This is a genomic window from Paenibacillus peoriae, assembly GCF_022531965.1.
GTDB classification, from domain to species: domain Bacteria; phylum Bacillota; class Bacilli; order Paenibacillales; family Paenibacillaceae; genus Paenibacillus; species Paenibacillus polymyxa_D.
Window position 1 is genome coordinate 5,030,768 of sequence record NZ_CP092831.1, and the last position, 21,733, is coordinate 5,052,500.

A 21,733-nucleotide genomic window follows, 5' to 3' on the forward strand; every position below is an offset into this window, starting at 1 on the left:
CAGCACAAAGTCGGCCGTACCTCCGGATTCGGCACCGGAGCTGCCTTTGTCGAAGCTTATGTTTAAGGATATTGATACACTCTATGTACGATTTGTGTATTCCCCCGCCTGGTGTGGATAAGTAAAGATCCGGCTGCGGGGTAGTGAGCCTTTCCTGACGATTAGATGTGACGATGGTGCTGCATGAGGCTCAAAGAATGCTCCGTATGGCATGAACGGGACAGCCCTTGGATTGGCGGTGAATTCCAGCTTTTCAAAAATGCTCACGCGCTTCATCTTCCATCGGAATTGGGATAAGGTTGGCTTCATCCTTTCTGGACCTTCTGACGTCATGGAGCAACATATTCTCGACTGTCATTTTCCACAATTGTCGGTCTCCGCATGCCAGCTTGCTGGGTTGCCAGTGGACTGGTCTCTCGCGGCACAGCTTGGACAGGTATAAAAACCATCCAATTCTATTTTCTATCATAATTGGAAGGTTGACCTAGGTAGAATTATATCAAAATTTCCAATAATGTATAGTAAAACTTTAGTTAAATTGGGTCTTCCCAACATAAAGTGTTAATATTTTGCCTAAAAAGAGCGAATGGAGAAGAAACACTGAGAATGGCTTGCCATCAATCGGGGAATTCGACGCGTGTCGACACTGAGGCGGGGTGCCGGCCAATTTGGGAGATCTTCCCTGTATACATTCTCTGCTGGTGCTCCGAATCCTTGCGCTTGCGTCTATTTTCTAAAATAATCATGGATTGTAGAGTAGGCTATATTAGATGAGTCATATCCAGTACCCACTTGGTAAACCAAATAATTCATCTTGTTCTCTTGTAACTTTCGCAAATGGTTTTTCACTTTGTTGAATAGCATAATAGAGATTATCTTCGAGACTATTTATATGGTGATTTGACAACTTATCGTTGTTTTTAGCATTATGAAGCCATTCGACATTCCTGAATAAATTGTAGTTTATCTGCCTTTCCGTAATAAGTGCCCACTCTATCTTTTGGTCTTTAAAGAACTCTTTTTCAATCTGTAATTTCTCTACAACTCGTTTTGTCAACTTGTTAGAAGGTTTGATAGAATGTGCAATAAATTTTATACTTTTTTCTTGTTTTACTGTAAGTAACATATCTGTAGTCATAATGATGGGAAGCTTATTCTTGGGGTCAGTTGGATGTTTAACTTTTATGCAATATAGAGGGTTTTATCTAGGGGTAATAAAGGAAATTGTTCGCGAATATCAATCACTTGCTCTGACCACTTCCATTTGGCAATGATGTGCCAATTCAAAGTGTTCAGACAGATAATGGTGAAGTCGACCACTTTTCCAACCAAGAATTCGAGTAACTATCCCTATTGAAGGTACATCATGTACCGTCAACCAAGGTTTATATTCCGAAAAGTGGCCTTGACCTCTTCCTTCTTTGATTTTCCGTTGAATAGATGCTATAGAGTTACTTGATCGAATTTTGCTCATTATTCACCTTCTTTTTAGAACTACTAAATCAGAGTAAAGTTCAGTTATCTTTTTCTACTCCTAAGATATATTTTAGTTTTACTTCAAAATACAAATGTAGAATATAACAACTCACAGCTTTATACAATAGCAAAGTAATATTTTTTAGCTATATTTTACTTCGTAGCCTATTCATAGGCTACTCGTAGGGTACAGTAGGGTATGAATAAGCTATAATATGGGCTATAAGTAAGTATAATTAGTAAGCAGATGGGTCGGGTAAAAGCTATTTGATTTTCTCAATAGAGATGAATTCATGAATACTTTGGAACAGCGCTGTAAAAAATCGAGACTACTCCATAAATGGACACAAAAGGAAATTCCTAATAAGATCGGGGTAACTAAACAGGTTGCTTCTAATTGGGAGCGAAACGTAGCACGGCCTGAAATTAATCATTTAATATCTTTAGCAAAGGTTTTTGACGTTACAACTGATTATCTACTTTGTATTGCTAATCGAATGACGTTCCCTACTGTGTGGGCTCAATTGATACAGGCGTATCTCCAAAGATTAACCACTCTATATGGGAATTGAAGTTTTCTTTAATTGCTATAATTATATCAAGAGAGGGTCTGTATTTATCTTGCTCCAGCTCACTCAACGTTCTTTGAGAAATGCCAATTATATTTGCAAACTTTATTTGATTTAAGTTGTTGTTTTTCTAATAGTTCGAATTCGTTGGCCTATTGTAGACATAATTGCCCTCCTAAGCTAAAAAGATCCCGATATATCATCGGGATCTTTCTTGATGTTTGTAAAATGACTAGTTCCAGACTTTTTTTACTGGTTCAAGACTTTTTTATCACCAGACATTTGTGTACATACAATAAAGTTGTGTACTGAAGTCCAGTATTTTTAATTAATTCATTAAAAAAATAGTACTAATAATATTATTAAAGTACTTATTTTAATTTCATTCTATATTAAAATGTGCGTCCATTTTTATATTTTCTAATATCTCTTCAGAATACAATTTTTCTAATAGAAGTTCTAAACCTGGATCTTCGTACTTTTTAAGCTCTTTTTCTATCCAGTAAAGGTGGCACATGAAATTTCTTTCATGTCTCAAAGGATATATCTTCTCATACAGGAGTTCCTTAAATTTTGCTTCCCACAACAGAAGATCACTGGATTTTCCCGGTGCTGGTCTGTGTCAATGATGCAGCCAACTGAATGTTATTGCAGACAAAAACCGCTCCTGCATCTGCAGGAGCCATTCTCTGAACGGACACAATTATCTTTTGTGCATTCCTTTGCGCTGACGATAGGATATGTTTTCTCCCCGCTTTGGAATACGTGAATGAGGGATATCCCGTCAATTTCATTTGTTTAAAGATACGTTATTTTTTTATTATTACAGAAAGATCCCCTTCAAAATTTTTTTGAGTCGTATGATTAAAAGTAGATAAATTCACAGTTACAATTCCTGTATTCTTTCGGTTATGTTCTAGATTAATGACTTCAACAACTACATGTAACTCATCATCAGGGTATACAGGTTTTATAAATCGGATATTGTCCATAGCAGTACCAGCCACTACATCTTCACCGTATAAACCACACTCTACCCATAGTTTAAATGTTAGGGCTAATGTTTGGATTCCTGAAGCTATAATTCCTCCAAACATGCCTTCCTGAGTTTTCTTCTCATCCAAATGCATGTACTGAGGGTCAAATTCAGATGCGAATTCCATAATTTTTTCTTTGGTTACTTTTATAGAATCAGTCTCGAACCGCTGCCCTACAAAGAATTCATTAAACTTCATATTACACCTCTCGAAACGGATACTTTTACATAATGACTTCCGCAAAATTTAATTGTCAATAAGAAATTTATTCTCTAGCTAGTATGTTTTTTGGAGCTTTTTGGCTTGGTCAATTCGAAGCTATGATGCACCATATCGTGAATTTCATCTTCTGGTAGATCACCATCTAATATTACTGTATTCCAATGTTCCTTGTTCATGTGATAACCAGGCTTTACCTCTTCAAACGCTTTTCGCAAAAAATCAGCATGATCAGGGTTGCATTTTAGGTTGACGCAAAGATGCTCATCATGATTGTATATCAAGGCAAAAATTTTTTTGTTCCCTTGATGTCTCATCGCAGTCCATCCGTCACCAAAAGGGTGATCTTCATATGAACTTGGGTATGATAAGCAATGCTCCATAATTTCTTCTATTGTCATGACGAATTACCTCGATTTCTATTGGATCATCTATTCATTAAACGCAATTAGGTTTCTTTGTGGCTTGCATACCATGCTGAAATTTCTTCCATCCGTTGTTTAAATTTCATTTCAGATCCTTGTATAGTGGGGTGGTAATATTCCCGTCCAATGAGAGAATCTGGCATGGTCTGCATCATTGTTAATTTTTCTTGAGTATCATGGGCATATTTATAACCTTTCCCGTAATTCAGTTCTTTCATCAATTTAGTCGGAGCATTTCGTAACTGTAAGGGAACAGGTTCATTTACGGAATGCAAGGCGTCTTTTTTGGCAGCTCTATAGGCCAAATAAGCTGCGTTGGACTTCGGGGCCAAGGTGAGATAAATGACAGCTTGGGTTAGATGTACATCGCACTCTGGCATACCAATGAACTGACAAGCCTGGAAAACAGCTACTGCTATCTCCAAAGCTCGGTTATCTGCTAAACCAACGTCTTCACTTGCAAATCTGACCAATCTTCGAGCAATAAATAATGGATCTTCTCCGGACTCCAACATGCGCGATAACCAGTAAATTGCAGCATTAACATCACTATTTCTCATCGACTTATGCAAAGCAGATATGATGTTATAATGTTCCTCACCATTTTTGTCATATAATAATGACTTGCGATTTAACATTTGTACTAAACCATTTTTATTCACTACAATGGCTCCATCTGATTTTTTTCCGTGTAATACAGCCATTTCTAGTGTGTTTAAAGCTACTCTGGCATCTCCATCGCAATATTCAGCAATCGCTGATAAAAGGCCGTCTTCGATCTCGATTGATTGATTATTAAACCCTTTTGGGTTCGCTAATGCTGAAGTTTTTCGTTTAATTAATGGCGAATGGCGCACAGTACATTCCCATTGGTCTTTTGTCCGTCATCCTGGGATTATATCGGGTCTTGATGCGTTCTAAATACACACACCTCTTACTATAATTAATTAAACTCCCTTTATCAGTTGAACTGGTGGAAGGAGTTTCTGTTCATTCGGAATTTCATTTATGTAAATATTTAAAATGAAGGGGTATCTAACATGCAGATTGATAATACGATGACAAAAAAATTTTGAGCGAAACCAAAGGAGCATCTACTGTTGGATTTACTCACTCTTTGAATCCTTACAGTGGTTGTGCTTTTGGATGTAGTTATTGCTATGTTAGAGAAATGCCCATTCAAAAATATAAAGATATTCCTTGGGGAGAATGGATTGATATTAAACTTAACGCAGTTGAAAACTACAGTAAAGAAATTAATAGTCTTCGCCGAAGAAATAAACCTATCAATATATTCATGTCTACTGCTACAGATCCATACCAACCCATGGAGCGTAAGGTTGAGATCACAAGAAAAATATTAACGGAGATGATTGAATCTCCACCAGATTTCCTTCAAATCCAAACAAGAAGTCCTCTGGTGGTTAGAGACCTCGATATACTATTAGAATTGCAACAACGTTGTGAGTTATTAGTTTCTATGACTATTGAAACAGACCGAGAAGATGTAAAGCGACTTTTTGCACCTTTAGCTCCAGGGATCAACCAGCGCATAAAGGCTCTTAGAAATGTCCATGCAGCAGGAATTGCTACACAGGCATCCATTTCTCCTCTTTTATCCTTCACGCCAGATTTCCCCAAAAGATTACAGGGGATTGTTGATCGAATATATACTGATTCGCTGAACATTGGAGATGGTTTAAAGGGGAAGCGATCCGAGCAGTTGGGTATGCCTTTGTTGTTTCAGCGAAATGGGTTTTCTAAATGGTATCAGCCTGATATTCATTTTAAAACGAACAACTATTTTAATAAATATTTTGACGAAAAGATTATATTCTTATCTTCTAGTAGAGAGTATCCTCTAAAGGGGAAAATATGTACAATTGATTAATCTACAAGGAAATGGGACAGTAATATTCTCTATTAGGAGATTCAATTGATGAAAACTCAATATGTTTTACATACAAAAAGAGCAACTAAACTGGCTGCTCTTTTTTGTATGTGAAATAATGCAATTGATGGAATTTACGTCCACATTGGAGTTTCGACGCTTCACGGTGATGCGAATCCCCATTACGGGACGGGAAAAAGAGCTACGATTTATCGGTTCGTGAGCAACCAATTTTCCATTTTCTACACGAAAGTCATCAATACGAACACTCGGGATGCCGTACACGTCATCGACGGTTTGCTCCACCATGAAACGGACTTGGCCATCGAGCCGGTTCACCGATTAAGTCTTTGGTTTAATGAATTTGCGCAGATTTCGCTAACAGGAAAGGATTCAAAAGCTTTTGACTTGTTATGCAATTCATATTCGCTCTGATTGAAACCTAAGCAGTCACCCTCTGAATTTAATAAAAAGCCCGATGATACGTGCTCACCGGGTTTTTGTTAAATACTTACTAAGAAGGGATATTCTTGTTATTTGTCATTAATAATTAATATACAACTTTATTGTCTATACACAACATTAAATTAGAATTTTACTAAAGCTTATTCTACGGTAACGCTTTTCGCCAGGTTACGTGGTTTATCAACATCATGACCCAGCGCAAGAGAAGCGTAGTAAGCCAACAGTTGGAGAGATACAACCGAAATTGCAGCAGACAGAATTGGAAGTGTCTTCGGAATGGCAAATACCTGATCCACGGACTTCAACAACTCAACTGCGTGCTCTTCGTACGTAATCGCAAGAACATCTGCACCACGAGCCTTGACTTCCTTAATGTTGCTCACGGTTTTCTCCAACACGGATTCCTGTGTTACCAAAGCGATAACTGGAATTCCCTCTTCGATCAATGCCAGTGTACCATGCTTCAGCTCACCAGCAGCATATGCCTCGGAATGAATGTAGGAGATTTCCTTGAGCTTCAGGGAGCCTTCCTGTACTACAGCATAGTCCTGACCGCGACCAATAAAGAACAGGTGCTTGTGGCTTGCAATTTGCTCAGCATAGGATTTGATCGCATCTGCTTTACCCAGCATCTCTTCCACTTGCTCTGGCAGAGATTCCATAGCAGCCAGCACATGGGCTACTTGCTCATCCGTTTGTGTGCCACGCACTTGAGCGAGATACAAACCAAACAGATAGAACGCAATCAACTGCGAAGAATAGGCTTTAGTCGAGGCTACGGCAATTTCCGGTCCTGCCAGTGTAACCAACACATCATCTGCATCACGAGCGATGGAGCTACCGACTACGTTAGTAATCGCCAGTACATGAGCGCCGTTTGCTTGTGCTTCACGCAGTGCTGCCAACGTGTCAGCAGTTTCACCGGATTGGCTCACCACGATCACCAATGTCTCTGGTGTTACGATAGGTGAACGATAACGATATTCGGAAGCCACATCATTCTCTACCGGTATACGAGCCAGACTTTCAATAACCGTACGGCCAATCAAACCTGCATTGTAAGCTGTACCACACGCAACAATTTGAATGTTGCGGATATTTTTAATTTGTTCTTCTGTCAGCTTCAGTTCAGGAAGAACAACTTTTTTAGTATCTTTATCGATACGGCCCAACATTGTGTCACGATAAGCCTTAGGCTGCTCGTGAATTTCTTTCAGCATGAAATGCTCATAGCCGCCTTTTTCCGCTGTTACAGCATCCCATTCGACATGAATCATTTCCCGAGAAATAAATTGGCCTTCGATTGTCATTAATTCGACAGCATCACTGGTCAAAACAGCCATTTCGCCATCGTTCAAAATAAATACATTGCGTGTATATTTCAGAATAGCCGGAATGTCGGAACCGATAAAGTTCTCGCCTTCTCCCACACCAATAACCAGCGGGCTAGCTTGACGAACAGCAACCAGCTTATTAGGCTCATGCTCTGTCAGCACACCCAGTGCAAAAGCACCGCGCATAAAGGTAATTGCTTTTTGTACTGCTTTAACGATATCCCCTTTATATTCACGCGCAACCAGATGGGAAATAACTTCGGTGTCCGTTTCGGAAATAAAGGTATGACCTTCGCTGATCAGCTGCTCCTTCAGCTCCAGATAATTCTCAATGATTCCGTTGTGAACTACAGAGAACTTTTGGCTCTCATCCAAATGTGGATGGGAGTTTTCATCAGAAGGCTTACCGTGCGTTGCCCAACGTGTATGTCCGATACCTGCATGGCCTACCAACGGCGTACCATCCAGTTTAGCTTCTAGATTCGCCAGACGACCTTTAGCCTTGGCTACTTGCAATCCTGAATCTGTAAACACGGCAATACCCGCAGAGTCATAACCGCGATACTCCAGCTTCTTCAATCCGTCAATCAATACCTCTTGCGTATTCTGATTACCAATATATCCTACAATGCCACACATATTCGTTATCCTCCCGATCATCATTTCACAAGACGACTCATCACAGGACTAACGTGTGCGGTAGATTGTGGAATAAAGTTCATTCATCTATGAAGTTGTCAATGATAACTATAGAATTTACAGGCATCTCTTCACGAATGTAACGAAATTCCCAAACCGCGCACGCCAATGATGATGGCCGCACATTCATGAAATGAATCTTATAATTTAGGTTATAAAACAATAAAGGCATCTACCGGTGCGTTGTGTAAACAGTTGCCTGTTCATTTTCCGCTGCCGGTTTACGGCTTGATGCTTCACCGGAAGGTCCCCGCCGAATGTTTCGAACACCTTCACCTCGTCAGCTTGTTTTGTCGTGAACCGATCTGCAAGCAACTTTATTTCAACTGAATCCGTTGCTTCTCCACCAAGTTCCCCCGCACAAAATCAAGCTCTGGCGCTTGTATTACGTTACCTTACAACCCTCGCTTTCTCTATCTGAGTCACAGCATCCCTATATTATATTCAGCTAAGTATCATTTGGCAATGACACTTTATTCATAATTACACCATGAAGGCAATAAATCGCTAGTAAATAACCGCAAACGCCGTTGCCTGCTTCTTTTTCACAGGCAACCGACGTTTACAAAATTTTAAACTAATTCTTTCTTCACGACATCTACGATCTGACCGACAAATTGCTCCAGCTCATCTTTATCCGGGCCTTCGGCCATCACACGAATGAGCGATTCTGTGCCTGAAGCACGAACCAGTACACGCCCATTATCGCCCAATTGTTGTTCCACCTGCTCAATTGCTTCTGCAATAGCAGGATTCCCCTCGTAATTGCGTTTGTCCTGCACACGCACATTTACGAGCACTTGCGGATACTGTTTCATGAGCGACTTTAGCTCACTCATTTTCTTGCCGGAAGCTTTCAAGGTATCTACCAGCTGAATCCCAGTCAGCATGCCATCGCCTGTCGTATTGTGATCCAGGAAAATAACATGACCAGACTGCTCACCGCCCAGATTAAATCCACCCCGACGCATTTCTTCCATCACATAACGGTCCCCGACCGCAGTTTTTGCAGTCTTGAGTGCCAGCTTTTCAGTAGCTTTATAAAAACCGATATTACTCATCACTGTCGATACAATAGTGCTGTCCTTGAGTTTTCCTGCGCGGTTCATTGCATCTCCGCAAATGCAGAGAATATAGTCGCCGTCTACCTCTTCCCCGTTCTCATCAATTGCGATCAGACGGTCGGCATCGCCGTCAAAGGCCAGACCAATATCCGCTTTCAAGCGGCGCACTTCCTCTTTCAGCTTTTCAGGATGAGTCGAGCCGCAATGATCATTGATGTTCAAACCGTTAGGCTCGGCACCGATGGTGTGCACCTCAGCTCCCAATTCTGCAAAAAGCTTCGGCGCCAGCTCATAAGCTGCTCCGTTTGCACAATCCAGTACAATTTTTATTCCTTCAAAAGAATGGCTAATTGTTGTTTTCAAGAACTCCAGATAATCGTAACGGGAATGCTCGTCTACAACAACCGTTCCCAATCCGCCGCCAATCGGACGAGGCAGTTGGTCTTCTTTTGCATCCATGAGCTCTTCAATTTTCAATTCCGTTTCGTCTGTCAATTTAAAACCGTCACCGCCAAAAAACTTAATGCCGTTATCTTCAACTGGATTGTGTGATGCTGAGATCATTACACCAGCGTCAGCTTTCAATTGACGTGTGAGATATGCCACCCCAGGCGTCGAAACAATACCTAGGCGAACCACATTAGCTCCAATGGACAGCAAACCGGCTACAAGAGCCGATTCCAGCATCAGACCGGATATCCGTGTATCCATACCAATAACAACTGTCGGTTTCTCTACATTACCTGCTAAAACATATCCGCCGCAGCGGCCAATGCTATATGCCAGTTCGGCTGTAAGTTCCTGATTAGCAACGCCTCGTACACCATCTGTACCAAAATATTTCCCCATGTAAAATGACTCCCTTTTTTTTGTCTAATAAATCATGATTATTTACTACAGATAAAACATGTTATGGCTGACTGTTCTCCGGGGTTCCATTCGCAGAAGAATCTGCGCCGTTATGAGGATTTGTTTTATCCTCCGCAGCTGCGTTGTCCCCGGTCTTAGCGTCAGAGTTTCCACTTTGATTGCCTTGCCCCTCCTGTGGCCTCTCCTGCCCCTTTTCGCCACTACCAGAGGGGTTTGATTCATTCTCACTATTCGGATTCGTTACAGCAGGCGTAGAAGGGCTCTCAATGTTGATCGTTGCCTTTAGTTGGCCAGCATTTCCGGCTTGCGTAATATATTTAGGCAAGCCTACTTTCAGAGTAACCTCGTGTTGACCAGCCGCGAGGCCACTTACATCTGCCACCAAACTAATATCATCATTGGTTAAATTGTTTACCAGATCCTGCGGGCCCTTCACAGTAACATCCATCGTCTTGCCTGCGGGCGCTGTAACAGTCGCAGTCGCTCCATCTCCTGCACCTTGTAAAACAATTGGGATGCCTGACAGCGTCCGTTCCGTATCTGTGACTTCATTGGAAGGAACAACAGTCACCTGAATTTGTATGGACCCTGGCTCGATTTTATCAGAACCTGAGGGGGCTGCCAAATTAGCTTGAACTGTACGAGTCCCCGCTTCCGTAAATTGGCTTAAATCCAATGTAGCCGTGACGTAAGAGCTGAGGCTGCTCAATACATCCTGCGATGCATATACCGCCGCTTCCTTCACGTTTGCATTCACTTTAGAAAGCACCAGTCCGTCTGGCAACTCTCCGGAATAGACAATCTTAACAGGCACAGACTTCGCCTGCTGAGTTACCGGAATTTCAACGGACACAGTAGACGGCTCAATGACCGCTCCCGTAAGTTCCTGTCCCTTTTTATTATAAGCCTTCAGTTTTACACGCTTCTGTTCAAACTTTTCTGAGATGCCATCCGTATTAACAGCCCCCAGAACGGCAGTGACGGTACTCAACTGGCTTTTGGGCAAGGTGACCTTTACGGTCTGAGGAGCAATCACAGGCTTACCAAGCTGCAGTCCCGCATCTGGGTTTCCTTTAGGAACTATAGATACATTAAATGATTTCGTTTGTTTTTCCTCAATCGTCACTGTAACACGGTTAGGAGTCATAGATACCAACTCCACTCCATCCGGCAAGTCCGGTTCGAGTGACAATGTTTTAGTACCTGCTCCTAGGCCGTTTAAGTTTAGCTTTGCTTGATAATTATCCGCAAAAAAGGAAGTCAACACAGAACGCTGTCCTCTGACCTCCATCTTAACATGGTCAGTATCCATGGTTGACAATACATATTTTGAATCATCCAGACCACTGGCCTGAATGGCTACATTATCAATCACTTTATTATTATAAGAAACGGTCAGCGTAGATGAAGGTGTACCTGTATCTAGATGGACCATTCCCCACAGCAGGATAGCAACCGCAAGCGCCAATATCTTGGAAATCGTATTATTGTTAATCCATTTGTCCATCATGAATTTCCACGGCCTCCCCTCCGATTCCAGAATGAGCCGCGTTTTTCCTTCAAAGACGGTGTTGGCCGCAACTCCTCATACAGCTTGGAGATTAGGGATTCTTCCTTAATGTCGCGCACGACCTGTCCATTAATGGCCAAAGAAATTTGTCCTGTTTCCTCCGATACCACGACAGTTACGGCATCCGTTACCTCACTCACCCCAATCGCAGCCCGGTGACGGGTTCCCAGCTCTTTGCTAATGAACGGATTTTCCGATAATGGCAAATAACAGGCCGCAGAAGCAATCTGTTTATTTTGAATAATCACCGCACCATCATGCAGAGGTGTATTAGGAATGAAGATGTTAATTAGCAGTTCAGAACTGACTACAGCCTGTGTCTTGATACCAGACTCCGTATATTCGTTTAGCCCGGTCTCGCGCTCAAATACGACCAAAGCTCCTATTTTCCTACGTGATAAATAATTCAGCGCCTTAATCATTTCTCCGATTAACTTGTTAATCTCTTCATCATCCGCAGACGAACGCCCAAATAATTTGCCACGCCCCAATTGCTCCAGTGCACGACGCAACTCAGGCTGGAAAATAATAAAGATAGCCACCACACCAAAGGTGAACATCTGATTCATCAACCACTTGAGCGTATACAAATCAAACCAGGTGCTAACCGCCCAAATGACAACCAGAAACAGAATCCCTTTCAACAATTGAACTGCACGCGTTCCGCGAACAAGTAAAATAAGCTGATACATAATATAGGTTACGATCAAAATGTCGATAATATCTTTAATGGACTCTTTCCAAGTCAGGTCCGCAAAATAATCCAACATGCGCATGCCCCCGCAATTTTCTGTAGTGAGTGGGTGTAATATGTACACAGTGTGCTCTCTCTATCTAGGTTATAACGATCAGGCTCACGTTGCAAGCTGTGTGACAAAAGAACCGCCAAAATCAGTAAAATACAGTACAATTCGCCAGCTTCATATACAAAAAAACGCCTTTTCCAGCGGAAAGAGGCGCTCGATATCGTCCTTGCCATTTCAAGCTTCTTTTATGGAGAAGAAGGTCCCCCGAATAAATCAGTAACCTTGTACCAAATCCAATCCAAGGTTTGATCAATACTTTTAACCTGTCCTGCAATATGGGCGGTGGACGCTTGATAATAAGAACCATCAATTACAGTGACATTTCCTTCCACTTCGCCGTATACACGGGCTTCACCATTTTGCACTGTTAAATCTCCGGCAATGGATTTCCCCTCAGGCACAATCACAATATCGCCCTGAATAACAACTTGATCCAGATGACTTCCTTTGACTACCAATTGATGGTCCGTGCTAGAAAAGCTGGCCATGCTTGAGCATATAACAATAAGGAAGAAGGCGGCGGCTGTTACAGCGGGATGCCTTTTCACCCAGGTCAGCATAGGCACCGCAGTCTGTCTTTTATGCGGCGGCAAAGCATTCATAATGCGAAATGTCAGCTCATCCGATACACACGGCACTTGATGATAGCGTGTACCGTAAAGCATCGCATCCGTCCGCTCCAGCTCTTTAAAACGCATGCGGCATTCCGCGCAGTCTAACAAGTGCTGTTCCAACTCATGTTTGTCCTGCTCAGACAGGTCGCCATCTAGATAGTCATGCATAAAAGAGACGGCTTGTTTGCAATCCATATGAGCCAATCCTTTCTAATATTCTTCCGTGTTTCTCAACATAACATGCTCCGGCTTAGAAACTTTGCTCATCTTACATACGTTACAACGAGCATTATGTTTCATAAAAACATCTACGCAGACTCTTTTCCTAGAATCTATGCGCATGATCTATAGCTTGTGCTCCAGTTTTTTGCGCAGAAAATCCCGTCCCCTGTGTACTCTTGTCTTAATAGTGGTGACTGGGAGATTGAGCACATCGCTGATTTCCTGTAAGGAAAGCTCCTGCAAGTACCGTAAAACCATAATCGTTCTGTATTTATCCGGAAGGCTGTCGATGGCGTCATGAATCAAGGCCTGTGTTTCAGACAGAAGCGTGCTCCCCTCAGGGGTAAGCTCTTCACTGGCGAGCATGGCGTACCCATCGACACCTTCCTGATCATTCATTTCAGCATCAAGTGAGTATGTAGGTTTTCTCCTTCGCAGACGATCAATGCACAGATTTGTAGCAATTCGATAAATCCAAGTTGAGAATTTCTGTCCATGATCGTATTTTTCCAAATTACGATACACACGCAAAAAAGTTTCCTGCACCAGATCCTCCGCCTCATGGCGATTACCTAGCATCCGGTAGGAAAGATGAAAAATCCGATCTTTATATAACTCGACTAACTCCGCAAAAGCTCGCTGATCGCCTTTCTGTACCAGCCTTACCAAGCGGCTTTCCATATTATCCACTCTATACTCCCCCAGACTTGCTGATGGGTTACTTATTATATGTTTATGATTATTCATCGTAGTTTAATTTTATCCGGAAATCAACTGTAGTATTGTTACTAACTGCAAGCACGCCTGCCTTCAATATACAAACAGCACAATCGGGTACCCCATGAGTACCCGATTGCCTGTATTCGTACAACCGCACTATATCAGCCCGTATTTCTCAAGCCTGCGGCAATTCCGTTAATCGTCAACAATACCTCACGTAGCATCTCCGTATCATCACCGTTCTGATCCCGCAACTCCCGTAGCTCACTTAGCAATTGAACCTGCAAGTAACTTAACGGATCGACATAAGGATTACGCAAGCGGATAGATTCCTGAATAACCGGCACGTCGTCCAAAATCTCGGATTGTCCGGTTATTTTCAAAATCAACTCAGATGTCAGCTTAAACTCCGCTGAAATCTGCCCGAAAATACGCTGCCGGGCCTCTTCATTATCCGACATCCCAGCGTACTCTTCTGCAATCAGTAAATCCGCTTTAGCGATTGCCATTTGCAGTGTATCAATAAGTGACCGGAAGAAAGCAGAGTCCCTAAACATCGTTTGCAGCACTTTAAGGTTATCCTCATTGTTTTGATAGAAGCTTTGCAAACCTGTTCCAGCCGCATACCATGCAGGTAACAAGTAACGGCTTTGTGTCCATGCAAAAACCCATGGAATGGCGCGCAAGTCCTCAAAACGTTCGCTGTTCTTACGCTTGGACGGACGAGATCCAATGTTGAGCTCGCCCACCTCAGGCAACGGTGTAGATTCTTTGAAGAAGTTGAAGAAATCTGGATCTCGGAAAATCAAATCCTGATACTTATCCAGTGATACTTGGGAAATGCGGGCGATAATCTCCTCCCAGCTCTCCTCAAACACTTCCTTCTTCCCGGAACGATGATATGCTACAGCCGTAATCAGCGCCGATGTTGCCTGCTCCAAGCTCCGGTACGCGATACCTCTGAGCGAGTATCGGGATGATAGTACTTCACCTTGCTCCGTAATCTTGATTCCGCCTCCAATCGTATGAGGAGGTTGAGCCAAAATACTGCGATTAAGTGGCATTCCTCCACGACCCAGCGCACCTCCACGACCGTGGAAAAACTTCACTTTTACGCCAAACTCATTAACTACTTCCGTAATGCTGTTCATAGCGACCCGAAGTTCCCAGTTCGCTGTAACCACACCGCCATCTTTATTGCTGTCCGAGTATCCCAGCATAATCTCCTGAAGCTGGTCCATCGCAGCCACAGATTGTCGATATACAGGCAAGTTCATCAATCTTCTCATAATATCAGGTGCAGCGTGCAGATCATCTATCGTTTCGAACAAAGGGACAGATTGCAGCGTACAGATAACAGTGCCATCCTTCTCGATGCGGAACAGGCCTACCTCTTTGGATAAGACCATAACCTCCAGTAAGTCACTAGCTCCCTGAGTCATACTGATCAAGTAGCTTGTAATGGACTGCTTGCCGAATTCCTCCTGAGCCAAATAAATCGTACGATATACATCAAGACATTCCTGTGTGCTATCGCTATATTTTAAATAAGGTGAAGTAATCGGACGAGGTTCATTCAGCAGCTTTTCCAGCAGATTAATTTTTTCTTCTTCTGACAGCTTACTGTAATCCGACACAATATTCATTTTAGAAAGAATTTCAGTCATCGCATTTTCATGTTCCTGACTATGCTGACGGACATCCAGCGTAGCTGTATGGAATCCAAACAACTCTACCTGGCGAATCATCTTTTGAATATACGTGTTTGCCACATAATCGGCAAAATGATGACGCAGACTGTGGTCAATAACATTTAGGTCTGCAATGAGCTCTTCCGCAGAATTGTAACGCTCATTGGTACCCTGTTTGCTTTCATCCAGGATGTTGTTCACTTTAGCAATCATATATGCCAGTTTAATGCGGTAAGGCTCTTTTTCGTTATGCCATACTTCCATCTTTTTAAGTGTAATGTGAGTACGGTCTTCTTCAATAGAAGCCAGCAGAGCATCGGAAACTCGCACAATGCTGGTGCTGAAACTCAAGTAACCCATGAGTTCCTTTAACGTGTGCTGATATTCTCTCAAAGCCAACTTGCGCTGCATACGTAACGTTTCCCAAGTCACATGAGATGTCACAGACGGATTGCCGTCCCGGTCTCCACCGATCCAGGAACCAAATCTCAGATAAGTGGGTATGTGCCATTTTTGTTCGGGATAATATTTGTCTAAACATCGTTCCAATTCTTGATATACATCTGGCAGTACATGAAACAAGGTCTCGTGAAAATAATACATTCCATTTCTTACTTCATCTAATACAGTTGGCTTGCGATCACGCAGCTCATCTGTCTGCCACAGCGTAATTACTTCGTTTAGCAGATTCTCCCGTACCTGTTCCCGCTCACGCAAGGTAAGCATCGGATTATCCAGCAGCATGACGTCCTCGGAAATGCGCTTATGGATATCAAGTATTACTCGTCGTGTCGCTTCTGTAGGATGTGCGGTCATGACCAGCTCCAAAGAGAGCTCATTCAGCAAGTTACTAACGTCCTCAGCGGAGAAGCCCCCTTGTTTAAGCTCCTGAACGGAACTTTCAATGGAACCAGGTTGAACATCTTCACCAGCCGAATGCTCATAATCCCGCTTACGACGAATACGATGGTTTTGCTCAGCGATATTCACCAACTGAAAATAAATCGCAAACGCGCGAATAACCTGGTGACGAATATCCGTATCCAGTCCGCTGACCATTTGTTTGAAATTCTCATACAACTCCGGCTGATACCCGGCACGTAACGATTTACTTGTCTCACGTATTTTCTCCACGATATCCAAAAGTTCGTTGCCACCCTGATGAACCAATACCTCACCAAGAATATTCCCTAGAAAACGAACGTCCCGCCGCAGCAGATTGTTGGATTGGTTTTTGTTAGCGGTTAACGTAAGCTCAGTCATGCTTTTCCCCCCATCTGATCTGTTCCACACCATATACAGTTGTAGAAAAGGTACGTATACACACGAAATTTGACACTTTCTTAACATCATACAATAAAACCGCATGAAAAGCTGCAAAATTTACAGTAAAAAATCATCTTTTTGAATTACTTCTTTCGAGAAAATATTGGATTCTTATGAATAAATATGAAGTTAATAAATAGAAATTAATGTATACACTAGTGATACGTGAAACATTATGCACAGTCTCTTATAAAGAGTGTGTTTTTAAAGGTACAAATTCATGCAACGTAGTGTGTATATGTTTATTATTTGTTGACAAAGTCAACTCCATTAGCCTTCTATCCACAAAGATATACACAAATTAGCCATTTTCTCAGTGTTTCTAAGGTATTTCCTCATTAACACTCCGATTTTTACCCACATAAATAAAGGGAAATGTGCACAACCCAAGAGCAACTGTTGAGTTATCACCATAAATTCGCACCATAATAGCTATAGGATTCCTATATTTAAAGGATTTGATCACGAAATTAGCCTTACTGCAGGAGAAAGGGGTACGTTAGAGGAGGAAATTCGAGACCTAGGTGTCAAAAGTAACAAGAGCCTATGTACAATATACACAAGTCATCCCCAACTGTGCATGACAGGAGACATATTTGCATTGGCCTATATACATAGAAGTAAATGTAATGTGGACAAAATAAAAAGAAGCCTTTCGGCTTCTAGGTAATCGGTAAGCGGGTGATGGGAATCGAACCCACGCTATCAGCTTGGAAGGCTGAAGTTCTACCATTGAACTACACCCGCAAATTAGTATCGGGATGACACGATTTGAACATGCGACCCCCTGGTCCCAAACCAGGTGCTCTACCAAGCTGAGCTACATCCCGATATTATACTTTTTTAAATATGGCGCGCCCTGAGAGATTCGAACTCCCGGCCTTTTGATTCGTAGTCAAACGCTCTATCCAGCTGAGCTAAGGGCGCAAATATGGAGCGGACGACGGGAATCGAACCCGCGACCCTCGCCTTGGCAAGGCGATGCTCTACCGCTGAGCCACGTCCGCAAAAACAATATGCGCGTGGAGGGACTTGAACCCCCACGTCAAAGACGCTAGATCCTAAGTCTAGTGCGTCTGCCAATTCCGCCACACGCGCATGTAATACAATGGTGAGCCATGAAGGACTCGAACCTTCGACACCCTGATTAAAAGTCAGGTGCTCTACCAACTGAGCTAATGGCTCTTAATGGCTGGGGATATAGGATTTGAACCTATGCATGACGGAGTCAAAGTCCGTTGCCTTACCGCTTGGCTAATCCCCAATATGCATATGATTCACAATTCCCCAAGAATTCATCCAGGTAAGAGGATGAAAAATGGTGGAGGCTGAGGGGATCGAACCCCCGACCCTCTGCTTGTAAGGCAGATGCTCTCCCAGCTGAGCTAAGCCTCCATACTACCCTATGACCCGTAGGGGATTCGAACCCCTGTTACCTCCGTGAAAGGGAGGTGTCTTAACCCCTTGACCAACGGGCCATCCTATAACAAGCTCTCAACCGGGTTCGAACCGGTGACCTCATCCTTACCATGGATGCACTCTACCTGCTGAGCTATGAGAGCAAATGGCTCCCCGAACAGGACTCGAACCTGTGACAACTCGATTAACAGTCGAGTGCTCTACCAACTGAGCTATCAGGGAATAATAAGCATAAAGCTCTGCTTGGCGACGTCCTACTCTCCCAGGACCCTGCGGTCCAAGTACCATCGGCGCTGGAGGGCTTAACGGTCGTGTTCGGGATGGGTACGTGTGGAACCCCTCCGCTATCGCCACCAAACATGAAATTGCTATGCAAATTCTACATTCAAGGTTACACCCTGAAAACTGGATCCGAAACTCATTGCGCTTTATCTTAGGATAAGCCCTCGACCGATTAGTATTGGTCAGCTCCATGCATTACTGCACTTCCACCCCCAACCTATCTACCTCGTCGTCTTCAAGGGGTCTTACATACTGGGAAATCTCATCTTGAGGGGGGCTTCACGCTTAGATGCTTTCAGCGCTTATCCCTTCCGTACATAGCTACCCAGCGGTGCTCCTGGCGGAACAACTGGTACACCAGCGGTACGTCCATCCCGGTCCTCTCGTACTAAGGACAGCTCCTCTCAAATTTCCTACGCCCACGACAGATAGGGACCGAACTGTCTCACGACGTTCTGAACCCAGCTCGCGTACCGCTTTAATGGGCGAACAGCCCAACCCTTGGGACCTACTTCAGCCCCAGGATGCGATGAGCCGACATCGAGGTGCCAAACCTCCCCGTCGATGTGGACTCTTGGGGGAGATAAGCCTGTTATCCCCAGGGTAGCTTTTATCCGTTGAGCGATGGCCCTTCCATGCGGTACCACCGGATCACTAAGCCCGACTTTCGTCCCTGCTCGACTTGTAGGTCTCGCAGTCAAGCTCCCTTCTGCCTTTGCACTCTTCGAATGATTTCCAACCATTCTGAGGGAACCTTGGGGCGCCTCCGTTACTCTTTAGGAGGCGACCGCCCCAGTCAAACTGCCCACCTGACACTGTCCTCGCACCGGTTTACGGTACCAAGTTAGAACCTAGATACGATCAGGGTGGTATCCCAAGGATGCCTCCCTTCAAGCTGGCGCTCAAAGTTCTACGGCTCCCACCTATCCTGTACAGATCGTACCCAAATTCAATATCAAGCTGCAGTAAAGCTCCATGGGGTCTTTCCGTCTTGTCGCGGGTAACCTGCATCTTCACAGGTATTAAAATTTCACCGGATCTCTCGTTGAGACAGCGCCCAAGTCGTTACGCCATTCGTGCGGGTCAGAATTTACCTGACAAGGAATTTCGCTACCTTAGGACCGTTATAGTTACGGCCGCCGTTTACTGGGGCTTCGGTTCATAGCTTCGCTCTTGCGAGCTTACCACTCCCCTTAACCTTCCAGCACCGGGCAGGCGTCAGCCCGTATACTTCGCCTTGCGGCTTCGCACAGACCTGTGTTTTTGCTAAACAGTCGCTTGGGCCTTTTCACTGCGGCCCCCTCGGGCTATTCACCCTACCGAGGCACCCCTTCTCCCGAAGTTACGGGGTCATTTTGCCGAGTTCCTTAACGAGAGTTCTTCCGCGCGCCTTAGAATTCTCTTCTCGCCTACCTGTGTCGGTTTGCGGTACGGGCACCTTCTCCTGGCTAGAGGCTTTTCTTGGCAGTCTGAGATCATGACCTTCGCTACTACAATTTTCGCTCCCCATCACAGCCCAGCCTTAACGATGTGCGGATTTGCCTACACACCAGCCTCACTGCTTAGACGGACATCCATCAGTCCGCGTCACTACCCTACTGCGTCACCCCATCGCTCATAACGGATTACGGTGGTACAGGAATTTCGACCTGTTGTCCTTCGACTACGCCTATCGGCCTCGCCTTAGGTCCCGACTTACCCTGAGCGGACGAACCTTCCTCAGGAACCCTTAGGCTTTCGGCGGATCTGATTCTCACAGATCTTTTCGTTACTCATACCGGCATTCTCACTTGAATGCAGTCCAGCGCTCCTTACGGTACACCTTCAACCCGCATTCAACGCTCCCCTACCCCTGATGCAAGCATCAAGCCATAGCTTCGGTGGTGTGTTTAGCCCCGTTACATTTTCGGCGCAGAGTCACTCGACCAGTGAGCTATTACGCACTCTTTCAATGGTGGCTGCTTCTAAGCCAACATCCTGGTTGTCTGTGCAACTCCACATCCTTTCCCACTTAACACACACTTGGGGACCTTAGCTGATGGTCTGGGCTGTTTCCCTTTCGACAATGGATCTTAGCACTCACTGTCTGACTCCCGGAACTAAATCTATGGCATTCGGAGTTTGACTGAGCTTGGTAACCCTTGCGGGCCCCGCACCCAATCAGTGCTCTACCTCCACGATTCTTCTTTCCGAGGCTAGCCCTAAAGCTATTTCGGGGAGAACCAGCTATCTCCGGGTTCGATTGGAATTTCTCCGCTACCCCCACCTCATCCCCGCATTTTTCAACATGCGTGGGTTCGGGCCTCCAGTGCGTGTTACCGCACCTTCACCCTGGACAGGGGTAGATCACCCGGTTTCGGGTCTACGTCCACGTACTAAAGATCGCCCTATTCAGACTCGCTTTCGCTGCGGCTTCAGTTCTTCACCTTAACCTTGCACGGGAACGTAACTCGCCGGTTCATTCTACAAAAGGCACGCCATCACCCGTGATTTTTCCAAAGGAAAATATCATAGGGCTCTGACTTCTTGTAAGCACACGGTTTCAGGATCTATTTCACTCCCCTTCCGGGGTGCTTTTCACCTTTCCCTCACGGTACTGCTTCACTATCGGTCGCCAGGGAGTATTTAGCCTTGACAGATGGTCCTGCCGGATTCATACGGGGTTTCACGTGCCCCGCACTACTCGGGATCCGTCTCGGAGAGAACAAGTTTTGAATTACAGGGCTTTTACCTTCTCTGGCGGGCCTTTCCAGACCTCTTCGTCTAACCGGTTCCTTTGTAACTCCATGTGAGACGTCCCACAACCCCAAGGAGCAAGCTCCTTGGTTTGGGCTAATCCGCGTTCGCTCGCCGCTACTGACGGAATCACTATTGTTTTCTCTTCCTCAGGGTACTTAGATGTTTCAGTTCCCCTGGTCTGCCTCTATTCTGCCTATGTATTCAGCAGAAAGTGACTGTCGATGAAGACAGCCGGGTTTCCCCATTCGGACATCCCCGGATCAAAGCTTGCTTACAGCTCCCCGAGGCCTTATCG

General features: G+C 44.1%; 13 protein-coding genes, 11 tRNA genes, 2 rRNA genes and 1 pseudogene (1 of these 27 only partly in view). 3 read left to right on the forward strand and 24 right to left on the reverse strand.

The window, feature by feature from the left end:
* Positions 1 to 775: 775 nt before the first annotated feature.
* The gene (locus tag MLD56_RS22205; RefSeq protein WP_230585215.1) at positions 776 to 1,138 is read right to left on the reverse strand and encodes a TnsA endonuclease N-terminal domain-containing protein; all 363 of its coding nucleotides are present in this window, start codon (positions 1,136 to 1,138) and stop codon (positions 776 to 778) included.
* Between the two features lie 631 nt (positions 1,139 to 1,769).
* On the opposite strand from MLD56_RS22205, the gene MLD56_RS22210 reads away from it, so the two are divergent.
* The gene (locus tag MLD56_RS22210; RefSeq protein ID WP_029516802.1) at positions 1,770 to 2,048 is read left to right on the forward strand and encodes a helix-turn-helix domain-containing protein; all 279 of its coding nucleotides are present in this window, start codon (positions 1,770 to 1,772) and stop codon (positions 2,046 to 2,048) included.
* A gap of 806 nt (positions 2,049 to 2,854) precedes the next feature.
* Here the strand turns inward: MLD56_RS22210 and MLD56_RS22215 are convergent.
* From MLD56_RS22215 to MLD56_RS22225, 3 genes are all read right to left on the reverse strand, one after another.
* Positions 2,855 to 3,280 (reverse strand): MaoC family dehydratase, encoded by a 426-nt coding sequence (locus tag MLD56_RS22215; RefSeq protein ID WP_029516803.1) that lies wholly within the window; start codon positions 3,278 to 3,280, stop codon positions 2,855 to 2,857.
* Between the two features lie 74 nt (positions 3,281 to 3,354).
* On the reverse strand, positions 3,355 to 3,702 hold the full coding sequence (locus MLD56_RS22220) for an MmcQ/YjbR family DNA-binding protein (protein ID WP_029516804.1): 348 nt from the start codon (positions 3,700 to 3,702) through the stop codon (positions 3,355 to 3,357).
* Positions 3,703 to 3,749: 47 nt separating this feature from the next.
* Positions 3,750 to 4,583: an AAA family ATPase gene (locus tag MLD56_RS22225; RefSeq protein WP_029516805.1), complete on the reverse strand. Its 834-nt coding sequence runs from the start codon at positions 4,581 to 4,583 to the stop codon at positions 3,750 to 3,752.
* A gap of 215 nt (positions 4,584 to 4,798) precedes the next feature.
* Here MLD56_RS22225 and MLD56_RS22230 point away from each other — a divergent pair, with 215 nt between their 5' ends.
* Both MLD56_RS22230 and MLD56_RS22235 read left to right on the forward strand, forming a co-directional pair.
* Positions 4,799 to 5,617, forward strand: coding sequence for an SPL family radical SAM protein (locus MLD56_RS22230; RefSeq protein WP_029516806.1), 819 nt, complete (start codon positions 4,799 to 4,801; stop codon positions 5,615 to 5,617).
* Between the two features lie 126 nt (positions 5,618 to 5,743).
* Positions 5,744 to 5,947: pseudogene (locus MLD56_RS22235) on the forward strand (Tn3 family transposase); the annotation flags it as partial.
* Between the two features lie 275 nt (positions 5,948 to 6,222).
* Here MLD56_RS22235 and glmS read toward each other — a convergent pair.
* The 20 genes from glmS to MLD56_RS22335 all read right to left on the reverse strand — a co-directional run.
* On the reverse strand, positions 6,223 to 8,055 hold the full coding sequence (gene glmS / locus MLD56_RS22240) for a glutamine--fructose-6-phosphate transaminase (isomerizing) (RefSeq protein WP_029516807.1): 1,833 nt from the start codon (positions 8,053 to 8,055) through the stop codon (positions 6,223 to 6,225).
* A gap of 632 nt (positions 8,056 to 8,687) precedes the next feature.
* Positions 8,688 to 10,028, reverse strand: a complete 1,341-nt coding sequence (gene glmM, locus MLD56_RS22245) for a phosphoglucosamine mutase (RefSeq protein ID WP_029516808.1) — start codon at positions 10,026 to 10,028, stop codon at positions 8,688 to 8,690.
* 61 nt (positions 10,029 to 10,089) lie between these two features.
* Entirely contained in the window at positions 10,090 to 11,559 is a 1,470-nt protein-coding gene (locus MLD56_RS22250; protein ID WP_029516809.1) for a CdaR family protein, read from the reverse strand.
* Positions 11,556 to 12,389 (reverse strand): diadenylate cyclase CdaA, encoded by an 834-nt coding sequence (cdaA, locus tag MLD56_RS22255; RefSeq protein ID WP_013312127.1) that lies wholly within the window; start codon positions 12,387 to 12,389, stop codon positions 11,556 to 11,558. The genes MLD56_RS22250 and cdaA overlap by 4 nt, the downstream gene beginning before the upstream one ends.
* Positions 12,390 to 12,610: 221 nt before the next feature.
* On the reverse strand, positions 12,611 to 13,234 hold the full coding sequence (locus tag MLD56_RS22260; RefSeq protein WP_029516810.1) for an anti-sigma factor: 624 nt from the start codon (positions 13,232 to 13,234) through the stop codon (positions 12,611 to 12,613).
* A gap of 150 nt (positions 13,235 to 13,384) precedes the next feature.
* The gene (gene sigW / locus MLD56_RS22265; protein WP_016818747.1) at positions 13,385 to 13,951 is read right to left on the reverse strand and encodes an RNA polymerase sigma factor SigW; all 567 of its coding nucleotides are present in this window, start codon (positions 13,949 to 13,951) and stop codon (positions 13,385 to 13,387) included.
* Positions 13,952 to 14,142: 191 nt separating this feature from the next.
* Positions 14,143 to 16,935, reverse strand: a complete 2,793-nt coding sequence (gene ppc, locus MLD56_RS22270) for a phosphoenolpyruvate carboxylase (protein ID WP_029516811.1) — start codon at positions 16,933 to 16,935, stop codon at positions 14,143 to 14,145.
* Between the two features lie 739 nt (positions 16,936 to 17,674).
* Positions 17,675 to 17,745 (reverse strand) — tRNA-Gly (locus MLD56_RS22275).
* A 9-nt stretch (positions 17,746 to 17,754) separates the two neighbouring features.
* Positions 17,755 to 17,828 (reverse strand) — tRNA-Pro (locus MLD56_RS22280).
* A gap of 20 nt (positions 17,829 to 17,848) precedes the next feature.
* A tRNA-Arg gene (locus MLD56_RS22285) sits at positions 17,849 to 17,925 on the reverse strand.
* Positions 17,926 to 17,930: 5 nt separating this feature from the next.
* Positions 17,931 to 18,005: transfer RNA gene (locus tag MLD56_RS22290), tRNA-Gly, on the reverse strand.
* A 10-nt stretch (positions 18,006 to 18,015) separates the two neighbouring features.
* Positions 18,016 to 18,096 (reverse strand) — tRNA-Leu (locus tag MLD56_RS22295).
* A gap of 11 nt (positions 18,097 to 18,107) precedes the next feature.
* Positions 18,108 to 18,183: transfer RNA gene (locus tag MLD56_RS22300), tRNA-Lys, on the reverse strand.
* Positions 18,184 to 18,187: 4 nt separating this feature from the next.
* Positions 18,188 to 18,262 (reverse strand) — tRNA-Gln (locus MLD56_RS22305).
* Positions 18,263 to 18,317: 55 nt separating this feature from the next.
* Positions 18,318 to 18,393 (reverse strand) — tRNA-Val (locus MLD56_RS22310).
* Positions 18,394 to 18,404: 11 nt separating this feature from the next.
* A tRNA-Glu gene (locus MLD56_RS22315) sits at positions 18,405 to 18,476 on the reverse strand.
* Positions 18,477 to 18,487: 11 nt separating this feature from the next.
* Positions 18,488 to 18,560: transfer RNA gene (locus tag MLD56_RS22320), tRNA-Thr, on the reverse strand.
* A 3-nt stretch (positions 18,561 to 18,563) separates the two neighbouring features.
* Positions 18,564 to 18,639, reverse strand: a tRNA-Asn gene (locus tag MLD56_RS22325).
* 19 nt (positions 18,640 to 18,658) lie between these two features.
* A 5S ribosomal RNA gene (gene rrf / locus MLD56_RS22330) occupies positions 18,659 to 18,775 on the reverse strand.
* Between the two features lie 76 nt (positions 18,776 to 18,851).
* Positions 18,852 to 21,733 (reverse strand): 23S ribosomal RNA (locus MLD56_RS22335) (it continues 68 nt past the right edge of the window).